The sequence below is a fragment of the Alcaligenes sp. 1735tsa3 genome (assembly GCF_024134565.1).
In the GTDB taxonomy this organism is placed as follows: Bacteria; Pseudomonadota; Gammaproteobacteria; order Burkholderiales; family Burkholderiaceae_B; genus Alcaligenes; species Alcaligenes phenolicus.
Genome location: NZ_CP099862.1, coordinates 133,475 through 149,747 on the forward strand (window position 1 = coordinate 133,475; position 16,273 = coordinate 149,747).

At 57.2% G+C, this 16,273-nt stretch carries 11 protein-coding genes and 1 pseudogene; 7 read left to right on the forward strand and 5 right to left on the reverse strand.

Features of this window, described 5'->3' with window-relative positions; translation table 11 throughout:
• Positions 1 to 55: 55 nt before the first annotated feature.
• Positions 56 to 514 carry a PaaI family thioesterase gene (locus NIZ92_RS00595; RefSeq protein WP_254002529.1) on the forward strand — a complete coding sequence of 153 codons (459 nt, stop codon included), beginning with the start codon at positions 56 to 58 and terminating at the stop codon, positions 512 to 514.
• Between the two features lie 293 nt (positions 515 to 807).
• Here NIZ92_RS00595 and NIZ92_RS00600 read toward each other — a convergent pair whose 3' ends face one another.
• The 4 genes and pseudogenes from NIZ92_RS00600 to NIZ92_RS19645 form a co-directional block, all read right to left on the reverse strand.
• Positions 808 to 1,833, reverse strand: a complete 1,026-nt coding sequence (locus tag NIZ92_RS00600) for a DctP family TRAP transporter solute-binding subunit (protein WP_035269299.1) — start codon at positions 1,831 to 1,833, stop codon at positions 808 to 810.
• A gap of 45 nt (positions 1,834 to 1,878) precedes the next feature.
• The gene (locus NIZ92_RS00605) at positions 1,879 to 3,180 is read right to left on the reverse strand and encodes a TRAP transporter large permease (protein ID WP_035269297.1); all 1,302 of its coding nucleotides are present in this window, start codon (positions 3,178 to 3,180) and stop codon (positions 1,879 to 1,881) included.
• Positions 3,177 to 3,698: a TRAP transporter small permease gene (locus NIZ92_RS00610; RefSeq protein WP_060186573.1), complete on the reverse strand. Its 522-nt coding sequence runs from the start codon at positions 3,696 to 3,698 to the stop codon at positions 3,177 to 3,179. Before NIZ92_RS00610 ends, NIZ92_RS00605 begins: the two co-directional genes overlap by 4 nt.
• 640 nt (positions 3,699 to 4,338) lie before the next feature.
• A pseudogene (locus NIZ92_RS19645) lies at positions 4,339 to 4,827 on the reverse strand (SET domain-containing protein); the annotation flags it as partial.
• A gap of 56 nt (positions 4,828 to 4,883) precedes the next feature.
• Here NIZ92_RS19645 and ilvB point away from each other — a divergent pair.
• The 5 genes from ilvB to NIZ92_RS00640 all read left to right on the forward strand — a co-directional run bounded on the left by ilvB (position 4,884) and on the right by NIZ92_RS00640 (position 10,063).
• Complete coding sequence (ilvB, locus tag NIZ92_RS00620; protein WP_083055205.1) at positions 4,884 to 6,653, forward strand: biosynthetic-type acetolactate synthase large subunit; 1,770 nt, start codon at positions 4,884 to 4,886, stop codon at positions 6,651 to 6,653.
• Positions 6,654 to 6,763: 110 nt separating this feature from the next.
• Positions 6,764 to 7,729 carry a TRAP transporter substrate-binding protein gene (locus NIZ92_RS00625; protein ID WP_035269947.1) on the forward strand — a complete coding sequence of 322 codons (966 nt, stop codon included), beginning with the start codon at positions 6,764 to 6,766 and terminating at the stop codon, positions 7,727 to 7,729.
• A 12-nt stretch (positions 7,730 to 7,741) separates the two neighbouring features.
• Positions 7,742 to 8,239 (forward strand): TRAP transporter small permease, encoded by a 498-nt coding sequence (locus NIZ92_RS00630; protein WP_009463607.1) that lies wholly within the window; start codon positions 7,742 to 7,744, stop codon positions 8,237 to 8,239.
• Between the two features lie 82 nt (positions 8,240 to 8,321).
• A complete protein-coding gene (locus tag NIZ92_RS00635; RefSeq protein WP_254002531.1) occupies positions 8,322 to 9,599 on the forward strand; it encodes a TRAP transporter large permease in 1,278 nt (425 codons plus the stop codon).
• A 29-nt stretch (positions 9,600 to 9,628) separates the two neighbouring features.
• Entirely contained in the window at positions 9,629 to 10,063 is a 435-nt protein-coding gene (locus NIZ92_RS00640) for a CopD family copper resistance protein (RefSeq protein WP_009463604.1), read from the forward strand.
• A gap of 967 nt (positions 10,064 to 11,030) precedes the next feature.
• Here NIZ92_RS00640 and NIZ92_RS00645 read toward each other — a convergent pair.
• A complete protein-coding gene (locus tag NIZ92_RS00645; protein ID WP_083055210.1) occupies positions 11,031 to 13,622 on the reverse strand; it encodes a DNA topoisomerase III in 2,592 nt (863 codons plus the stop codon).
• Between the two features lie 113 nt (positions 13,623 to 13,735).
• Here NIZ92_RS00645 and NIZ92_RS00650 point away from each other — a divergent pair, with 113 nt between their 5' ends.
• On the forward strand, positions 13,736 to 16,243 hold the full coding sequence (locus NIZ92_RS00650) for a GDYXXLXY domain-containing protein (protein ID WP_254002532.1): 2,508 nt from the start codon (positions 13,736 to 13,738) through the stop codon (positions 16,241 to 16,243).
• The last annotated feature ends 30 nt before the right edge of the window (positions 16,244 to 16,273 follow it).

The following is a 16,273-nucleotide window of genomic DNA, read 5'->3' on the forward strand; positions in this document are numbered from 1 at the left end:
GGGCTACCAAGTGGAGCACGGCCTCTTGGTTTCTTTGAGGACAGCAGATACTCATATGGTTAAAGCGTTTCAAGATTTTTATGCCGACAACTTCAGCCATTGCTACGGTTGTGGCAAACATAATCCCGACGGGCATCAGCTTAAGAGCTACTGGGACGGCGACGATACCGTGGCCCGCTACACCCCCCAGCCGATTTACAGCGGTGGCGTGCCCAACCATGTATACGGCGGCTTGATTGCTTCCTTGTTGGACTGCCACGGTACTGCTTCTGCGGCAGCCTTCATCTATAGGGATCTGAATATCGAGATGGGCACCAGCGAGGAGCCGATCCGTTGCGTGACAGCCTCCCTGAAAGTGGAGTTTCGGCGTCCCACTCCAATGGGGACAGAGCTGACGGTACAAGGCAAGCTGCGTGAGCTGGATGGACGCAAGGTCTGGGTGGACCTGTCGCTTAGCGCGAATGGCGAAGTTTGTGCGACGGGTGAAATGCTGGCGATACGCTTCAAGGAATAAGCGGGATTTTTTTGGGGCTCAGCGGTCAACGTGCTTTGACACGGTGTCTTGGACTTGCTGATCGCTCAGAAGGAAGCTGGTTTTTGATATTTGTAGGCTGTAAAGAATGCCCTCAGGTTGTGCCGCCGATTTATGGCATTTCTTTCTTCGAGGGTAACCCGGAGGTTGAAAGTATCCCCACGCTGCGCTCGTAGGCTGCTGCTTTCATGAGGTTTGTTTTGTGCAGGGTAGCCAGACAATAAAAAAAGCCGGGCCTGTATGGGCCCGGCTTTCAGTCTTTCAAACCCAGCTAATTAGCGGCTGGCAGCAATTGCGTCGCGTGCCTTCTTCACCAAGTCTTCACCGATGGTCTTGGTCCATTTCTCGACCACGCCTTCGGTTGCCTTGGCAAAGGCAGCGTGCTGCTCAGGCGTCAGGCTGGTGACCTTCACACCGTGGCTTTCGATCTCTTTGAGCAAGGTAGGATCTTCCGCCGTGATGCCGGTACGGGCAATCACGATTTCACGTTTACCAGCTTCAATAGCGGCTTCACGCACGATCTTCTGGTCTTCCTCGCTCCAGGATTTCCACACGTCGCGGTTCACCACAAACACCAGTGGGTCAGACACGTAGTTCCACAGGGTCAGGTACTGCTGCTGCACGTCGTACAGCTTGGCACCGGCGTAAATGGACAGGGGGTTTTCCTGGCCGTCTACAGCCTTATTAGCCAGTGCGGGTTGTGCATCTGCCCAGCTCATTTGCGTGGGGTTGGCACCCAGGGCGCTGAAGGTGTCCATGTACAGCGGCGAACCGACCACGCGCAGTTTCAGGCCCTTCATGTCTTCAGGCTTGGTCACTTCGTGCTTGGAGTTGCTGAGCTGACGGAAACCGTTTTCACCCCAGGCCAGAGGCACCACACCGGCTTTCTCGATGTAGCCAAACAGGTCCTTGCCCACTTCGCCGTTGATCAGGGCGTCGGTGGCTTTGGCATCCGGTTGCAGGAATGGCAGGGAGAACAGGTTCAGCTGCTTGATCTGGGGGGACCAGTTGATGGTCGAGCCCACGGCCATATCAATCATGCCTTGGCGAATGGCGGTGAACTCGCGTGTCTGGTCACCTTGTACCAGCGAGGTGCCGGGGTAGATCTTGATATTGATGCGGCCATCGGTACGCTCGCGCACCAGGTCGGACCAGATCACCGCCCCTTGGCCCCAAGGGAAAGTGGTACCCACCACGATGGACAGCTTGTACTCGGATTTGTAGGCGGCTTGGGCAGCGGGAACCACGGCCAGGGTGGCGGCTGTACATGCCAGAGTGGCCAGAATGTGACGTAATTTCATGGGTCAGGTCTCCCTTTCTATGAGTTGTGTTTCAGTCTTGTGGTTTTAGTTAAAGCCCAGGTAGCGTGGCAGCCACAGGGCAATCTCGGGTTCTGCGATAACGAGCAGCATGGTCGAGCCCATGCCCAGCAGCAGCCAGCCTACCCAACGCAGGGTGCTTTCCATGGGGACGCCCGCGATACGGCAGGCGACCATCAGGTTGACGGCGACTGGCGGAGTGAACTGGCCCAGAGCCACGTTCAAGGTCAGCAGGACCCCGAACCAGACGGGGTGCCAGCCAAAGTTGTAGGCAATCGGCATGAATAGCGGCACGAAGATCAGGAAGATCGAAATGCCATCCAGGAACATGCCCAGCACAATCAGCATGACAATCATCAGCGCCAGAATGCCGTATTCGCCCAGACCGGAATTGATGATGGCATTGGTGACGGGGTCAATAATGCTCAGGGTGGACAGCGCCCAGGCAAAAATACCGGCCAGTGCCACAACCATCATGATGACGGCTGATAGTTCGGCGGCTTCCCGCAGGATCAAGAAAAGATCGCGGAACTTGATGGTGCGATGGATGACCATGCCCACGAACAGGCCGTAGAACACGGCCACTACAGCGGCCTCAGTAGGGGTGAACAGGCCCAGGCGCATCCCGCCCAGAATGATGACAGGCGCAATCAGGCCCCAGGCGGCTTCTCGCAGGCTGCGCCAGAATGGTGGACGTGGCAGCTCGGCCTCGGCCAATCCCAGCTTGTGACGGCGCGATAGCCAGATGGCCGGAATAATCAGGCCAATCCCCGCCAGAATGCCGGGGAACATACCGGCCGCAAACAGCGCAGGTACGGAGGCCTCGGGCACCAGCACCGAGTAAATAATGAAGGCGATGGAGGGGGGAATCAGAATGTCGGTGGCTGCACCCGCGCCCACAATACTGGCCGCAAAAGGACCGGGATAGCCCGCACGTTTCATCGCGCCGATCATGACCGCGCCCACGGCGGCCGCGCAGGCCGGGCCGGAACCGGAAATGCCACCCAGGAACATGGCCACGCCGATGGCAACGACGGGCAGCATGCCAGGGCCGCGGCCAACCAGCGCGACCGCAAAGTTCACCAGACGGCTGGCTACGCCCGATCGGTCAAAAATGGAACCCACCAACACGAACATGGGAATGGCCAGCAAAGGGTATTTGGCCAGACCGGCATAAAAGCTTTGCGGCACGGCCATCAGGCCAAACCAGTGCGTATCCAGGTTGGACATCAAAATCGCAAAGGCACCACCTATACCCAGGGACACGCCCACCGGCACGCCCACCAGCATCAGGCCGATGAAGATGACAAACAGCAAGGTTGCAATCATGATTTAGCCTGCCAACGACGCACCCACATGCCCAGCAAACGCAGGCTCAGGGTAGTAGACAGGATGGGCAGCCACATGCTGTACCACCAGGTCGGGACACCAATGGAGGGCGAGGTATCGCCCCACTCGAACTCGTCCAGGGCCATGCGGCCGGACAGAATGGCCATGCCGACAAAGAACAGCAGGCTCATGCCAATGCCAAACAGGGCCAGGCGGCGTTGACGACGCACCGTGCCCGCATCGGCAAAGACTTCAATACGAATGTGCAAGTGGCGCACACAGGCGCTGGCACCGGCATTCATGGTCAGGACCACCAGCAGGAAGATGGAGATTTCCTCGGTCCAGGCAAAGGAGCTATCGGTCAGATAGCGCACAAACACGTTGGCAAAGGTAATTAAAGCCAGGGCCGCCATGATCAGGACCGAAGCCCAGTCCTCTATTTGCAAAGGAATACGCAGGCCGGATTCGGCGGGCGAGGCGGCGTGATTATCAGGTGTATCTGTAGAACTTGAATCCATGAGGTCTGTCAGATTTGGCAATAAAGCTACATGCTAGCGGTCAAAGACGGGGCTGGCAGTGAGTAATTTCCCCCGGTGCAATAGCACCCGCGGGCCATCATTGGCCTGGGGAGAGACGATAGGGATGGGGGCGAGGGCACACGCAATATGGGGGTTGGTGCTTCGCCTAGCTGATGAGGTCTGAAACCTGGCCCGGCACGACAGATGGGCCTGTGTGTGGCGCTCTGAGAGGCCCGACAGGGGTGTTGCCGGGCTTGCTGTGCGGGTGATTAGCAAGGGTGCAGGCTGCCGGTGAGGCAGCCTGGGCTAATGCAAGCTGGGGGACAGCTTACTCTTTTTTACGGTCCTTTTTCCCTTTTTTGCCTTCTTTGTCCTTTTTGGAAGGCTTTTTGTCTTTATTTTTATCCTTGTTTTTGGCTTTTTCTTTTTTCTTCTTTTTGCTCTTCTTATCCTTTTTGCCTTTCGCGCTTGAGGATTCTTTATCGCTATCCGCGTCCTCATCTTTATCCTGATCGGACTCGCCCTTTTCTGCTTGCTTAATGGCAGTGGCCTTCAGATCAGCGGCTTTTTGTTTGGATGAAACCGGCGTTTTGCGGGCCTGTTCCATTTCCGCATCCAATTCTGCGGCCACTTCGCGTAGCTCGTCGGCAACAGCCTGGGAGCGATCTGATTGCAGGGCAATCATGGTGCCACGGCACTGGGGAGCGCCACACAGGCAGCGGTAGTTCTGCTTGAGCTCCTCGGTAATTTCATCGTCGATGACCAGCGAGTAGTCATACAAAAGCTCTTCCCCGGCGGGAATATCGCGCATGGCCACAATAAAGACACGCGAGCCATCGGCGTTCTCGTGACCTTCACAGTTGGGGGCGCAAGAGTGGTTGATCCAGCGTGAATCATTGCCTCCCTGACCACCGTCCACGATTTTGCCATTGCTCAGTGCAAAGAAAAAAGTGTGGAAAGGCTCATCCGGATTGACGGGGAACAAGGCATCGGCCTGTTCCGGCGTAAGCCGCTTGCCAGCATATTGCAGGATGCGTGTTCCGGCTGGAATATCGCGTAGCGCAAAGACGCCGTTGCCATGCAGTTTGGATGGTTTAACGACGTGCCAGGGTTGGCGTTGAGTGACCATGGGGAATCAGCCTGTAAAAGGGGATAAACTGGACGGCGATCTCTATCTTACAAAACATGCAGGGCTACGCAACCATGTCACTTGAAACGACCGCCCACAACGGCGCGCAAATCTTGCTCGAAACCTTGATCGCTCAGGGTGTAGATACCATTTTTGGTTATCCTGGCGGAGCGGTGTTACCGCTCTATGATGCTCTTCATGCCCAACCGCGAATTCGTCATATTTTGGTTCGTCACGAGCAAGCTGCCGTACATGCGGCCGAAGGCTATGCCCGCAGCACCGGCAAACCTGGCGTGGTGCTGGTGACATCAGGCCCCGGTATGGCCAATACCACCTCCGGTTTGCTCGATGCCTTGTGTGATTCTATTCCTGTCCTGTGTATTAGTGGTCAAGTAGCGACCACCGCAATTGGTACCGCCGCTTTCCAGGAGTGCGATGCGATTGGCATTTCCCGCCCTGTGACCAAGTGGAATGCCCAGGTTCGTCGTATTGAAGACGTGGCCTCCCTGACGGCCAAGGCCTTGCGCCTGTGTACCCAGGGTCGCCCCGGTCCGGTGCTGCTGGACTTCCCCAAAGATATTCAGATCGCCACCCTGCCCGCTGCCAGCAGCGATGCGCCGGCCCAGGACGAGGCTGACAGCCTCTTGGCTCCTGCCGCTCCGGCCTCTGCCCAGGAAGCGGCGATTAAACGCGCCGCCGCCATGATTGCGCACGCTCGCCGCCCCGTGTTTTACGGTGGTGGTGGCCTGATCAACTCCGGGGCCGATGCCAGCCACGCCTTCACCAGCCTGGTTCAGGAAACTGGTGCACCTTGCACACTGACCTTGATGGGCCTGGGTGCCTACCCTGCACGTGATGAGCAGTTCGTGGGCATGTTGGGCATGCACGGCACGCTGGAAGCCAACTTGGCCATGCACCATGCGGATCTGATTATCTGTGTGGGCGCTCGCTTCGACGACCGCATTACCGGCCGTCTGTCCGATTTCTGCCCCCATGCCAGCAAGATTCATATTGATATCGACCCCGGTTCCATCGACAAGGTGGTGCGTGCTGATGTGGCTTTGGTGGGCGACTGTTATCCCCTGCTGCGTGCCTTGCGCAAAGAGCTGTCGCATCACGAATTGCCTGAAGGTCGCTTGAATGACTGGTGGCAGCGTATTGGTGTGTGGCGTGCACAAGAGTGCTTGAAAGTGACGCCACATAACGACGCTATCTTGCCGCAGCACTTGCTGCAACGTCTGGACGCGCATCTGGAAGGCCGTGATGCCATCGTCTCTACCGATGTGGGCCAGCACCAGATGTGGGCTGCGCAGTACATCAAGTTTGATCGTCCTCGCCGTTGGCTGACTTCGGGTGGAGCCGGCACCATGGGTTACGGCGTACCTGCTGCGTTTGGGGCGCAGATTGCGCATCCGGACAAGCTGGTGGTGTGTGTCAGTGGTGACGCGTCGGTACTGATGAATATTCAGGAACTGGCCAGCGCTGTGCAGCACCGCACGCCGATCAAGGTGATTCTGTGCAATAACCGCCACATGGGCATGGTGCGCCAGTGGCAAGAGCTGATTCACGATGGTCGTTACAGCCACAGCTATAACGAAGCCATGCCCGATTTTGTGGCCTTGTCGCGCGCCTTTGGTTGGGAAGCCGAACGCGTGGAGCATCCCGATCAGCTGGATGCGGCGCTGGAGCGTTGTCTGGCCCACGATGGCCCGTTCTTTCTGAACGTGGAAGTGCTGGCGCTGGAAAACTGTTTCCCCATGATGCCAGCGGGCTATGGCCATCAACAGGTCATGTTGTCCGAAGATAACTGGTACGTAGAAGAATAAGGTGCCCGGCTGGGACACAGGCGTAAAAACCCCTATGTCCCAGCCCGAGCACTACGCATTAAATACACTGATCCATTCAGACAGGAGGGGCATGCATGATGTACCGTCACATGAAGAACCGTCTTTTGGCCGCAGGTTTGATGCTGGGCTTGGGCCTGGCGGCGGGAGCGGCCACGGCCCAGACTTCCTTGAAGCTGGCTTACGCTTTGTCCACCAGCTCTCACTATGGTGCGGGTGCAAAAGCCTTTGCCAGTGCCTTGGAAAAGGACGGCAACTACACCATCGAGGCCTTTCCCAACAGCGCCTTGGGCGGCGAGCGCGAAGTTATTGAAGGCTTGCAACTGGGCACGATTGATCTGGCGATTGTGTCTACCGGCGCAACCCTGAACTTTGTGCCCAAGACTGGCGTGTTCGATATTCCTTTCCTGTTCCGCGACCTGCAACATGCCCGCCATGTACTTGATGGCAAGATCGGTCAGGACATGCTGGCTGAATTTCCCAAACGCGGAATTGTGGCGCTGGCCTGGGGCGAGCAAGGTTTCCGTCACCTGACCAATAATGTGCGTCCTGTCACCACCCCAGCTGATGCCAAGGGCCTGAAGATACGCACCACAGAGAACCCCATTCATATTGCCGCTTTCCGTGAAATCGGTATTCTGGCTACGCCTATGGCCTGGCCGGAAGTGGCGACCGCCCTGCAACAAGGCACCATCGACGGCCAGGAAAATCCCTTGTCCGTGATTGTGTCGGCCAAGCTGCCGCAGCTGCAAAAGTACCTGTCGCTGACGGCTCACGTGTATGGCCCGGCCTTGGTGCTGATGTCTCCGGCGGTGTATGACGGCCTGTCCGATCAGGACAAGCAGTTGATGAAAGATGCCGGCGTAACGGCTGCCCAGGCCATGCGTGACTACGTGGACGATATCGAGAAAACCGGCGTGGATGCCGTCAAGGCTGAAGGCATGCAGGTCAATACCGTTGACCATGCGGCGTTTGCCAAAGCGGTGGAGCCTGTCTATCCCCAGTACTACAAACAGTTCGGCCAGGAACTGGTCGAATCTATCCGTCAGACTCAGTAAACGGCATTCATCATGAAAGCTCTGTTGTCCGTTCTGGATAAGGGCCTGTTTCGTCTGGTGTCCTGGGTGACGCAGTTGCTGCTGCTCTCGGCAGTGGCGGCTGCGTTCTATCAAGTGATCGCTCGTTTCGTGCTCCAGTCGCCCGCCGACTGGAGCGAGGCCTGGTCACGTGCCGCTCTGATCTGGACAGTCATGCTGGGCCTGTGTCTGGCCTTGCGTCAGGGTGCCATGCTAAGCGTGGATGTGCTGCGGCTCTGGGTCGGAAAGCGGACGCAGCATTGGCTGGATGTGGCCGTGCTGATTACGTGTCTGGCTTTCTTCGGCCTGTTGACCTGGGTCGGCATTCAAATGACCTGGCGGGTGCGGTTTCAGACCATGCCTAGTCTGGAGTGGTCCATTTCCTGGGTGTATATCGCGATCCCGATTGGTGCCGTGCTGGCCATTTTGGGCCTGTTGGCCCGTTGGCTGGAGAAACCAGCGCCTGCTGTGGTCGATAACACGCAGCTCTAATTCAAGACCTGATTCCGTGCCTGTAAAGCACCACCGAACTCTCGATGCCCTACGGGCATCTGTTTAGACCGGAGACCGTATCGTGTCCCAGATCATGCTTGTGTCCATGCTGCTGTTTTTTGTATTGACGGTGCCCGTGGCGATTGCCGTGGGGCTGGCCAATATGGCGGGAGTAGCCTGGGAGGGGCGCATGACTTTTCTGGTCATCGCCCAGCAGTTGTATGCAGCTCTGGACAAGTACCCCCTGGTGGCGGTGCCCTTCTTCATTCTGGCAGGCAACCTGATGGAGTCGGGCGGCATGTCCAACCGTATGGTGGAGTTTGCCAAAAGCCTGGTGGGTGGTGTTCAAGGGGGCCTGGCTTGTAGCTGTGTGCTGACCTGCATGATTTTTGCGGCAGTGGCCGGTTCCAGTGTGGCAACCACTTTTGCTGTCGGGGCAATTCTTATCCCTGCCATGGTCCGGCATGGCTACCCGGCACCGTTCGCGGCATCCTTGCAGGCCTCAGCGGCGGAGTTGGGGGTGATCATCCCGCCGTCCATTCCCATGATTCTGTTTGCCGTATCCACGGACACGTCGGTAGGCGAGCTGTTCGTTGCGGGTATTGGCCCTGGCTTGTTGATCGGCGGCGCCTTGATGATTTATGTGTGGCTGTATGCACGCCGCCATGGTCTGGGTTTGCAGGACGGTGTGGGTCGTTTGGGTGTCTGGACGGCGTTCCGTCAGGCGTGGCTGGCCTTGTTGATGCCGGTGATTATTCTCGGCGGGATTTACGGGGGTATTTTCACGCCTACCGAGGCTTCGGCGGTGGCGGTAGTCTATGCCTTGATCGTGAGCATGTTTGTCTACAGCAGCGTTAAATGGGGCGACCTGTCCAAGGTGCTGCATCGTTCCGTGGTGTCCACGGCGGTCATCATGTTCATCATCGCCAATGCGGGTGTGTTTGGCTTCCTGCTCAATCGCACCGGCATTCCGGCTGCCATGGGGATCTGGTTGGGGGAATTGTTCAGTAGCCCCATGATGTTTTTGCTGGGTGTGAACGCGGCCTTGTTTGTGGTGGGCATGTTTGTCGAGACCTCGGCCTCGATTGTGGTGTTGGCTCCGCTCTTGCTGCCGGTAGCCATGCAGTTCGGCATTGATCCGGCGCACTTCGGCATCATCATGGTGGTCAATCTGGCCTTGGGGATGGTGACACCGCCCTTTGGCGTGAATCTGTTTGCCGCCTGTTCAGTGGCCGGGATTTCTTTGGAAAAACTGATACGTCCACTGCTGCCTTTTGTCGTCGTCATCTTGGCTTGCTTGATGCTGATCAGCTATGTGCCAGAAGTCAGTTTGTGGGCGCGAGACCTGGTGTACCGTTGATGAATCGTCTGCTTTCCTGAGCGCTGTTCATGAGCTATTTCCTCCTGTTGTTGGTTCACCTTCTGGCTGCGATTTTTTTTATCGGTACTGTGTTTTTCGAGGTGCTGATGTTGTCGCCTTTGGCGCGTCAGGTTTCCCGGCCATCGATGCGGGAGTTCGAGTATGCCCTGGGGCGGCGGGCGCGTCGCATCATGCCTTGGGTTTTGTTATTGCTCTACGGTGCGGGCTTGAGTCTGGCCTGGCAGCATCGGGCCTTGTTTGAGGTTGGTGGCGCTCGTGCCTGGATACTGGGTGTAAAGATCACCCTGGCGCTAAGCGTATTTGGGCACTTTCTATCTGTAATGGTGATGAGCCGACGCAAGACCATGACAGCGCGGCGATCACGGATTATTCACCTTAGTGTTTTTGCACACGTGCTGCTGATTGTGGTGCTTGCCAAGGCTTTGTTTTATTTGCCGCTGTAGTTGCGGTTTTGATGCTGCTGCATTGTTGTTTAGAAGGGTTTTGGCTTCAGACTAGTGCTTGGGATGGAGCTTGGCATAGGAGAGGTGATTAAAAGCCAGGCTCGAGTCCGTGGGGCGCTGGGGGTGGGCTGAGCACTTGCCGGTGCTGCGCACCGGTGCCCTAGTCAGGAGATAGCGCAGGGCGCATCCTGAACTCGCACGATGGTTTGTCCACCGGACAAACCATAAGCGTCGTGCTCAAACAGCAGGATGCTTGTACCCCTGCGCTATCTCCTGCCCGCGGCAAGTACTCTGACCCGCCCACCCCCAGAGCCCCACGGCCTCGAGCCTTCACACCGTTTTAATACCTCGGCCTTGCAACACTGTTTCGGTTGGGTTTGCATTGGCTGTGGCTGCGTGCAGGGTGCTGCGTGCTATGCACTATGTGTTGTTGTTGTTGTTGTTGTTGTTGTTGTTGTTGTTGTTGTTGTTGTTGTTGTTGTTTACTTTTCGATGCTTATGTTTGGTTAGCAGCCTATGTTTCGGTCGTTTCTTTATGTCATGTCCAGGGGCATACATAAGTATTTGGGTGGAATTGAGGTCATAAGGGTAAGAAGCCTTACAGCTTCTGGGCAAAGAACTATTGTGAGCCGTTCAGGGACCGGGTTTGGGTCTCGGGGCGGTTCAGAGTACTTGCCGCAGGCGAGTGCGGGATCCGGGATGCAAGCGCCCTGCTGTTTGAGCCCGGCGTTTGTGGTTTGTCCGGGGGACAAACCACCGGGCGAGTTCAGGGCGCGCCCGGAGCCTGTGCTCGACAAGGGAACCGGTGCGCAGCACCGGCAAGTGCTCAGCCCGGAGACCCAAACCCGGTCCCTGAATGGCGTTTTCACAGAGACTCTCTTCCCCAGCCTGCAAGCCCTACACGACTACCCATAAAAAAAGGTCCCCCCAAAAAAGGGAGGCCATTCCTTCAAACAAGCCGAGCTTTTTACTCCGCCTTGCTGGCCGTCTTTTTAGCAGCTGTTTTTTTAGCTGCCGTCTTCTTGGCCGCCGTCTTCTTCACTGCTGTCTTTTTAGCCGCTGCTTTAGTGGCCGTTTTCTTGGCGGCTGTTTTGCGACCTGGCTTCTCTGGACGAGGTTCGAACTCAAAGCCGATCTTGCCGTCTGCCTGACGCACCAGGAAGGCCTTGAACTTGCGGTTGGTACGCGAGGACACGAAACCATCCAGCAGGTCTGTCTTGCCTTCGCCCAACAGCTTGGCCATCTGTTCGCGGGTAATTTCCTGCTGCAAGATCACCTTGCCGCTACGGAAGTCGCAGCTCTTGGATGGGCCGACCGACTTCTCGCACAAGTAACGCAAGCCGTGCTCAAAGACCGGGGACTGGCACTTGGGGCAGGGGCCGACCGGGGTCTGGCCGCTGAAATCCAGGGCTTCGTCATCATCGTCGTCGTTCTGGCCGAAGTCGAACTCCAGCTTGTACTCGTCGGTAATGCGTAAAAGTGCCGCAAAGGGACGACCCATCTTGCTGATGAAACCGGGCAGTGGGCCCAGTTCTTTCTTGGCCAACAGCTCTTCAACTTCAGGCAGCTCAAAGGTGCGACCACCGGGGTGCTTGCCGATAGAGAAATCGCAAGCCGTGCAGGCATAACGACGGTAATTTTCTTTGACCACGCCACCACATTTAGGGCATGGCGTCTGCAAGGTCGCGTAATCACCCGGAACCGTGTCGCGCTCATATTCTTTCGCGCGCTTGACGATAACTTGCGTCATCTGCGCGATTTCACGCATGAACACGTCGCGGTCCAGCTGACGTTGCTCGATCTGCTTGAGCTGGTGTTCCCACTCGCCAGTCAGTTCGGGCGATGTCAGTTCGCTAACACCCAGGCCGGACAGCAAAGTCATCAGCTGACGTGCCTTGGCGCTAGGCACCAGTTCGCGGCCTTCACGACGCAAGTAGGCTTCGTTCAGCAGACCTTCAATAATGGCAGCACGGGTGGCTGGTGTACCCAGACCGCGCTCGGACATGGCTTCGCGCAAGGCTTCATCATCTACCAGCTTGCCGGCGCTTTCCATGGCCGACAGCAGGGTCGCTTCCGTAAAGCGTGCAGGTGGCTTGGTAGCCAGGGCCTTGGTGTTCACGTCTTCAGTGCGAACCTTCTCGCCGTCAGCAACCGGCACCAGGGACGCATCTTCACCTTGGGCATCGCGGCCGTAAATAGCCAACCAGCCCGGTTTGACCAGCACTTTGCCTTCCGTCTTGAAGTGGTGACCGGACACCTGCGTAATACGCGTGGTGACGCGGAATTCTGCAGCCGGGAAGAACACGGCCAGGAAGCGACGGCTGATCAGCTCGTAAATCTTGTGTTCGGCATCGCTCAGCTCCCGAGGCACCTGCAAGGTGGGGATGATGGCAAAGTGATCCGAAACCTTCTTGTTGTCGAAAATCCGACGGTTGGGCTTGACCCATTTCTGCTCGACCACTTCCTGCGCAAACGGTTGCACTGAAGCGCTGGCAGGCGTGCCGCTGTCAGCCAGCGCACGCATGGTTTCTTGCACCGTACTTATATAGTCTTCAGGCAGATAGCGCGAATCGGTACGGGGGTAAGTCAGCGCCTTGTGGCGTTCGTATAGCGTCTGCGCCAAGGACAAGGTGGTCTTGGCAGAGAAGCCGAAGCGCGAGTTGGCTTCGCGTTGCAGCGAGGTCAAATCAAACAAGGCGGGCGACATCTGCGTGCTGGGCTTGGATTCCTCGGTGACTACGCCGGGTTGCTCGCGGCACGCGGCCACAATGGTTTGGGCAGCCGTCAGGGACCACAGACGCGAGTCTTTTTTCTCGGGGTCATGCTCGTCTTTGACGAACTTGGGATCGAACCAGCGGCCGGTGTACAGGCCTGCAGCGGCAATAAAGTCCGCATGTACTTCCCAGTAATCGCGCGACACAAACTGGCGAATGCGGTTCTCGCGCTCGTTCACGATAGCCAGCGTGGGGGTTTGCACACGGCCCACGGGGGTCTTGAAAAAACCGCCATCCTTGCTATTGAAAGCCGTCATGGCACGCGTGCCATTAATGCCCACCAGCCAGTCCGCTTCAGCGCGCGAACGGGCCGCCGCTTCCAGCGGTTTCATGTCTTCATCGTCGCGCAGGTTTTCAAATGCTTCACGGATCGCCGATTGTGTCATCGAACGTAACCAAAGCCTTTGCACCGGTTTTTTCGCGCCGGCGTACTGCATAATGTAGCGAAAAATCAGCTCACCCTCGCGCCCCGCGTCACAGGCATTAATAACAGCGGTGACATCTTTTCGTTTGATCAGCTTGACCAGCAGTTTCAAGCGCTCAGTCGATTTCTTGTCAGTCGGGTTGAGCTCAAACTGAGGGGGAATAACAGGTAGATGTGTGAAGCTCCACTTGCCGCGGACCGGATCATTAGGGGCCACCAGGCCCAGCAGATGGCCGATGCTGGAGGCCAGCACATAGCGATCGCTTTCGAAATAATCACCTTCTCGAGTGAAACCGCCCAATGCCCGCGAGATATCTACGGCGACTGAAGGTTTCTCGGCAATGATTAGTGTTTTATCCATATGATTCCAGTGACAGCAACTGCGCTGCAATGCGCGAAATGATACGAGGTGCTTATCCCTCTATGCAAGTTATGAGACCTGACAAGACTAACGTATGGCCCACAGACTGGCGAGTGTTTCTGACAAAACTGGCCTGGGGTTTGGCCGTTTTGCTGCTCGCTAGTGGTCTGGTGACCTGGATTGCGGCCAATTGGGAAAACTGGGGGCACGTAGCCAAATTTGCCCTGGCTCAAGGCGCCGTGCTGGTTTCTGCAGGGCTGGCCTTGCTGTTTCGCCGACGTTCCGGTGGCTGGGGTCATGATCTGGGAGTGCCTGCTGCGTTGACCGGCCTGGCCGCCGTGGCCACGGGCGGTTTGCTGGCGCTGATTGGCCAGACTTATCAGACTGGCGCAGACCCTTGGCAGCTTTTCGCATTGTGGACTGTGCTGATCATACCTTGGGTATTCACAGTGCGCAGTGTCTTTCTGTCGGTGCTGTGGCTGGTACTGATCAATACCGCCTTGTACTTGTGGATTGATGTTGCCCGCTTGGGCTGGTTCGGGCGCAGTTACATCTCGCAGACCTTGCTAGCTTTGGCAGTCAATGCGCTGTTGTTGCTGGCCGCCGAAACCATCTGGCGTGCGCGTCATGACCCGTGGCGCATCGTGCCGCGTGTGGCAGCAATTGCGGTGGGTTTTTTCATCGGTGCCCAGGTCATGGAAGGCAACTTCCTGCTGGGACTGGTCCTGTTCCTGGTGCTGTACGGTATTTATCACTATCGCCGCCCGGATTTGCTGATCATGTCCTTGGCCTCGTTCGGTGCGTATGGCTCCTTGAGCATGCTGATTATCGAGTATGCAAGCGATGCGTTTTTGCTGATCGTGGTGGTGATTGTGGGCCTGGGCCTGGGCTTGCTCCGCTTCCTGCAGCAACAGGTCGTCCATTGGCGACGGACTCATGGTGGCGAGGCGGCCGCAACTCAAGCACCAGTGAACGCAGCAATGGCAACAAGTCCTGCCGCCTCAACAGCAGAGACCCTGGCCCACGCACAGGCTAGTGTTCAAGCTGACGCTCAGGATAGTGACGAGCATCACCCCTGGTATCTGCGCGTGATCAAGCTGTTCCTCTACCTGCTGTTACCGCTGATTATTCTGCTGTACTTGGCTGTTTCTCTGGATTTGAGTCTGGAAGCGCTAGGTGTACTGGGCGGCATCATGGCTCTGGTGTCCCCCGTGCTGTTTGGCAAGGCTCACACAGTACCCAGCCGGGATCTGGTCGGCGGCTGGGTTGCGTGTGCGCTACTCTTGCTGAGCGTGCCGCTTGTGGACATGCGCTACCCCTGGCCACCTGAGGCCAGCGCCATGATAGCCGTCGTGATCAGCACCTTGCTGTACAGACTTGCCAAAGGCCAGTTCGTATTGCGCATGTTGCTAGTGATTTGGGCACTGGCCGCGATCGAGTTTCTGGTGATCGAGCGCTTGTTTGATCGCTGGACCATGATGCCTTATTGGGTGCTGGAAATGCCCGCGGCATTCATGTTCTTTGCCGCCTTGTTGCTGGGGCATTTCTATCTGCGTGGTGAGCGCAAGCCGCATTTCTGGCTGCCCTTGTTCTGGTCCTTGCTGCTCGCTTCCCAGATTCATCTTGTTTCGGCGGGCACGCTGTTTTATTCCATGCCCTTCTGGGACGAGTCGCGGCCGTACCTGACCGTAGCTGGCTTTCTGCTGGCCATGGCTCCTTTGGCGATACTGGCGTTTTATTGGCGCGGCTGGCGTGACCAGCCCCTGGTTTATGGCATTGCCTTGCTGGGGATGGCCGCTTTGTGCGCGGTCTGGACACCCTATCCGCCAGTGGCCCTGGCCTTGAGCTGGGTTCTGGTGGCTTATGCCTGGCGTTATCTCAGCTTGTTGGCGGTGGCCGTGGCAATGGGCCTGTTCTGCCTCTGGCGTCTGTATTACATCCTGAATATCAGCTTGCTGGACAAGGCTGAACTGTTGCTGGCAACCGGAGTGGGATGTCTGGTCTTTGCCTATTTGGGTCAGTTGAGTCGCAAGAAGAAAGGGGCGGTAGTAGCGCCGCAGGAGACGCCCAAGGGTATTGTTGCCAGCGTTCTGCTGGGGACTGTGCTGGTGCTGGGTGTGGCCAACGTGGCCATCGTGCAAAAAGAACGTATCTTGAGCGATGGTCAGACGGTCTTGCTGGAGCTGGCTCCGGTGGATCCCCGTTCGCTGATGCAGGGCGACTATATGTCCTTGAACTTTGCCCTGTCGCAGAACTTGTCTGCCCTGTCCTGGGGCTTGCCCAAGGATGCGCTTGCCAAGATGGACGCTCAGCAATGGGTTGTTGTGGCGGTGCAGCTGGATGAGAACAAGGTGGCGCAGCTCAAGGGTGTTTATCTGGAGCAGGACGGCCAGGAGCGTCTGTGGAGCGAAGAAGGCCCTGTGGCTGAACCTTCCGATGTGATGCGCTTGCGCATGCGTCGTCACCGCAGTAACTGGACGCCTGGAACAGATGCCTGGTTCTTCGCGGAAGGCTCGGCAGATCGCTTCGATGCCGCCCGTTATGGCGAGTTTGCGGTGGTCGAGGGTGGTCAAAGCCTGCTGCGCGCGATGCTGGACAAGGACAGAAAGGAAATCAAGTGAGCCTGAGCTGAACAACTGCGCTCAATAGCC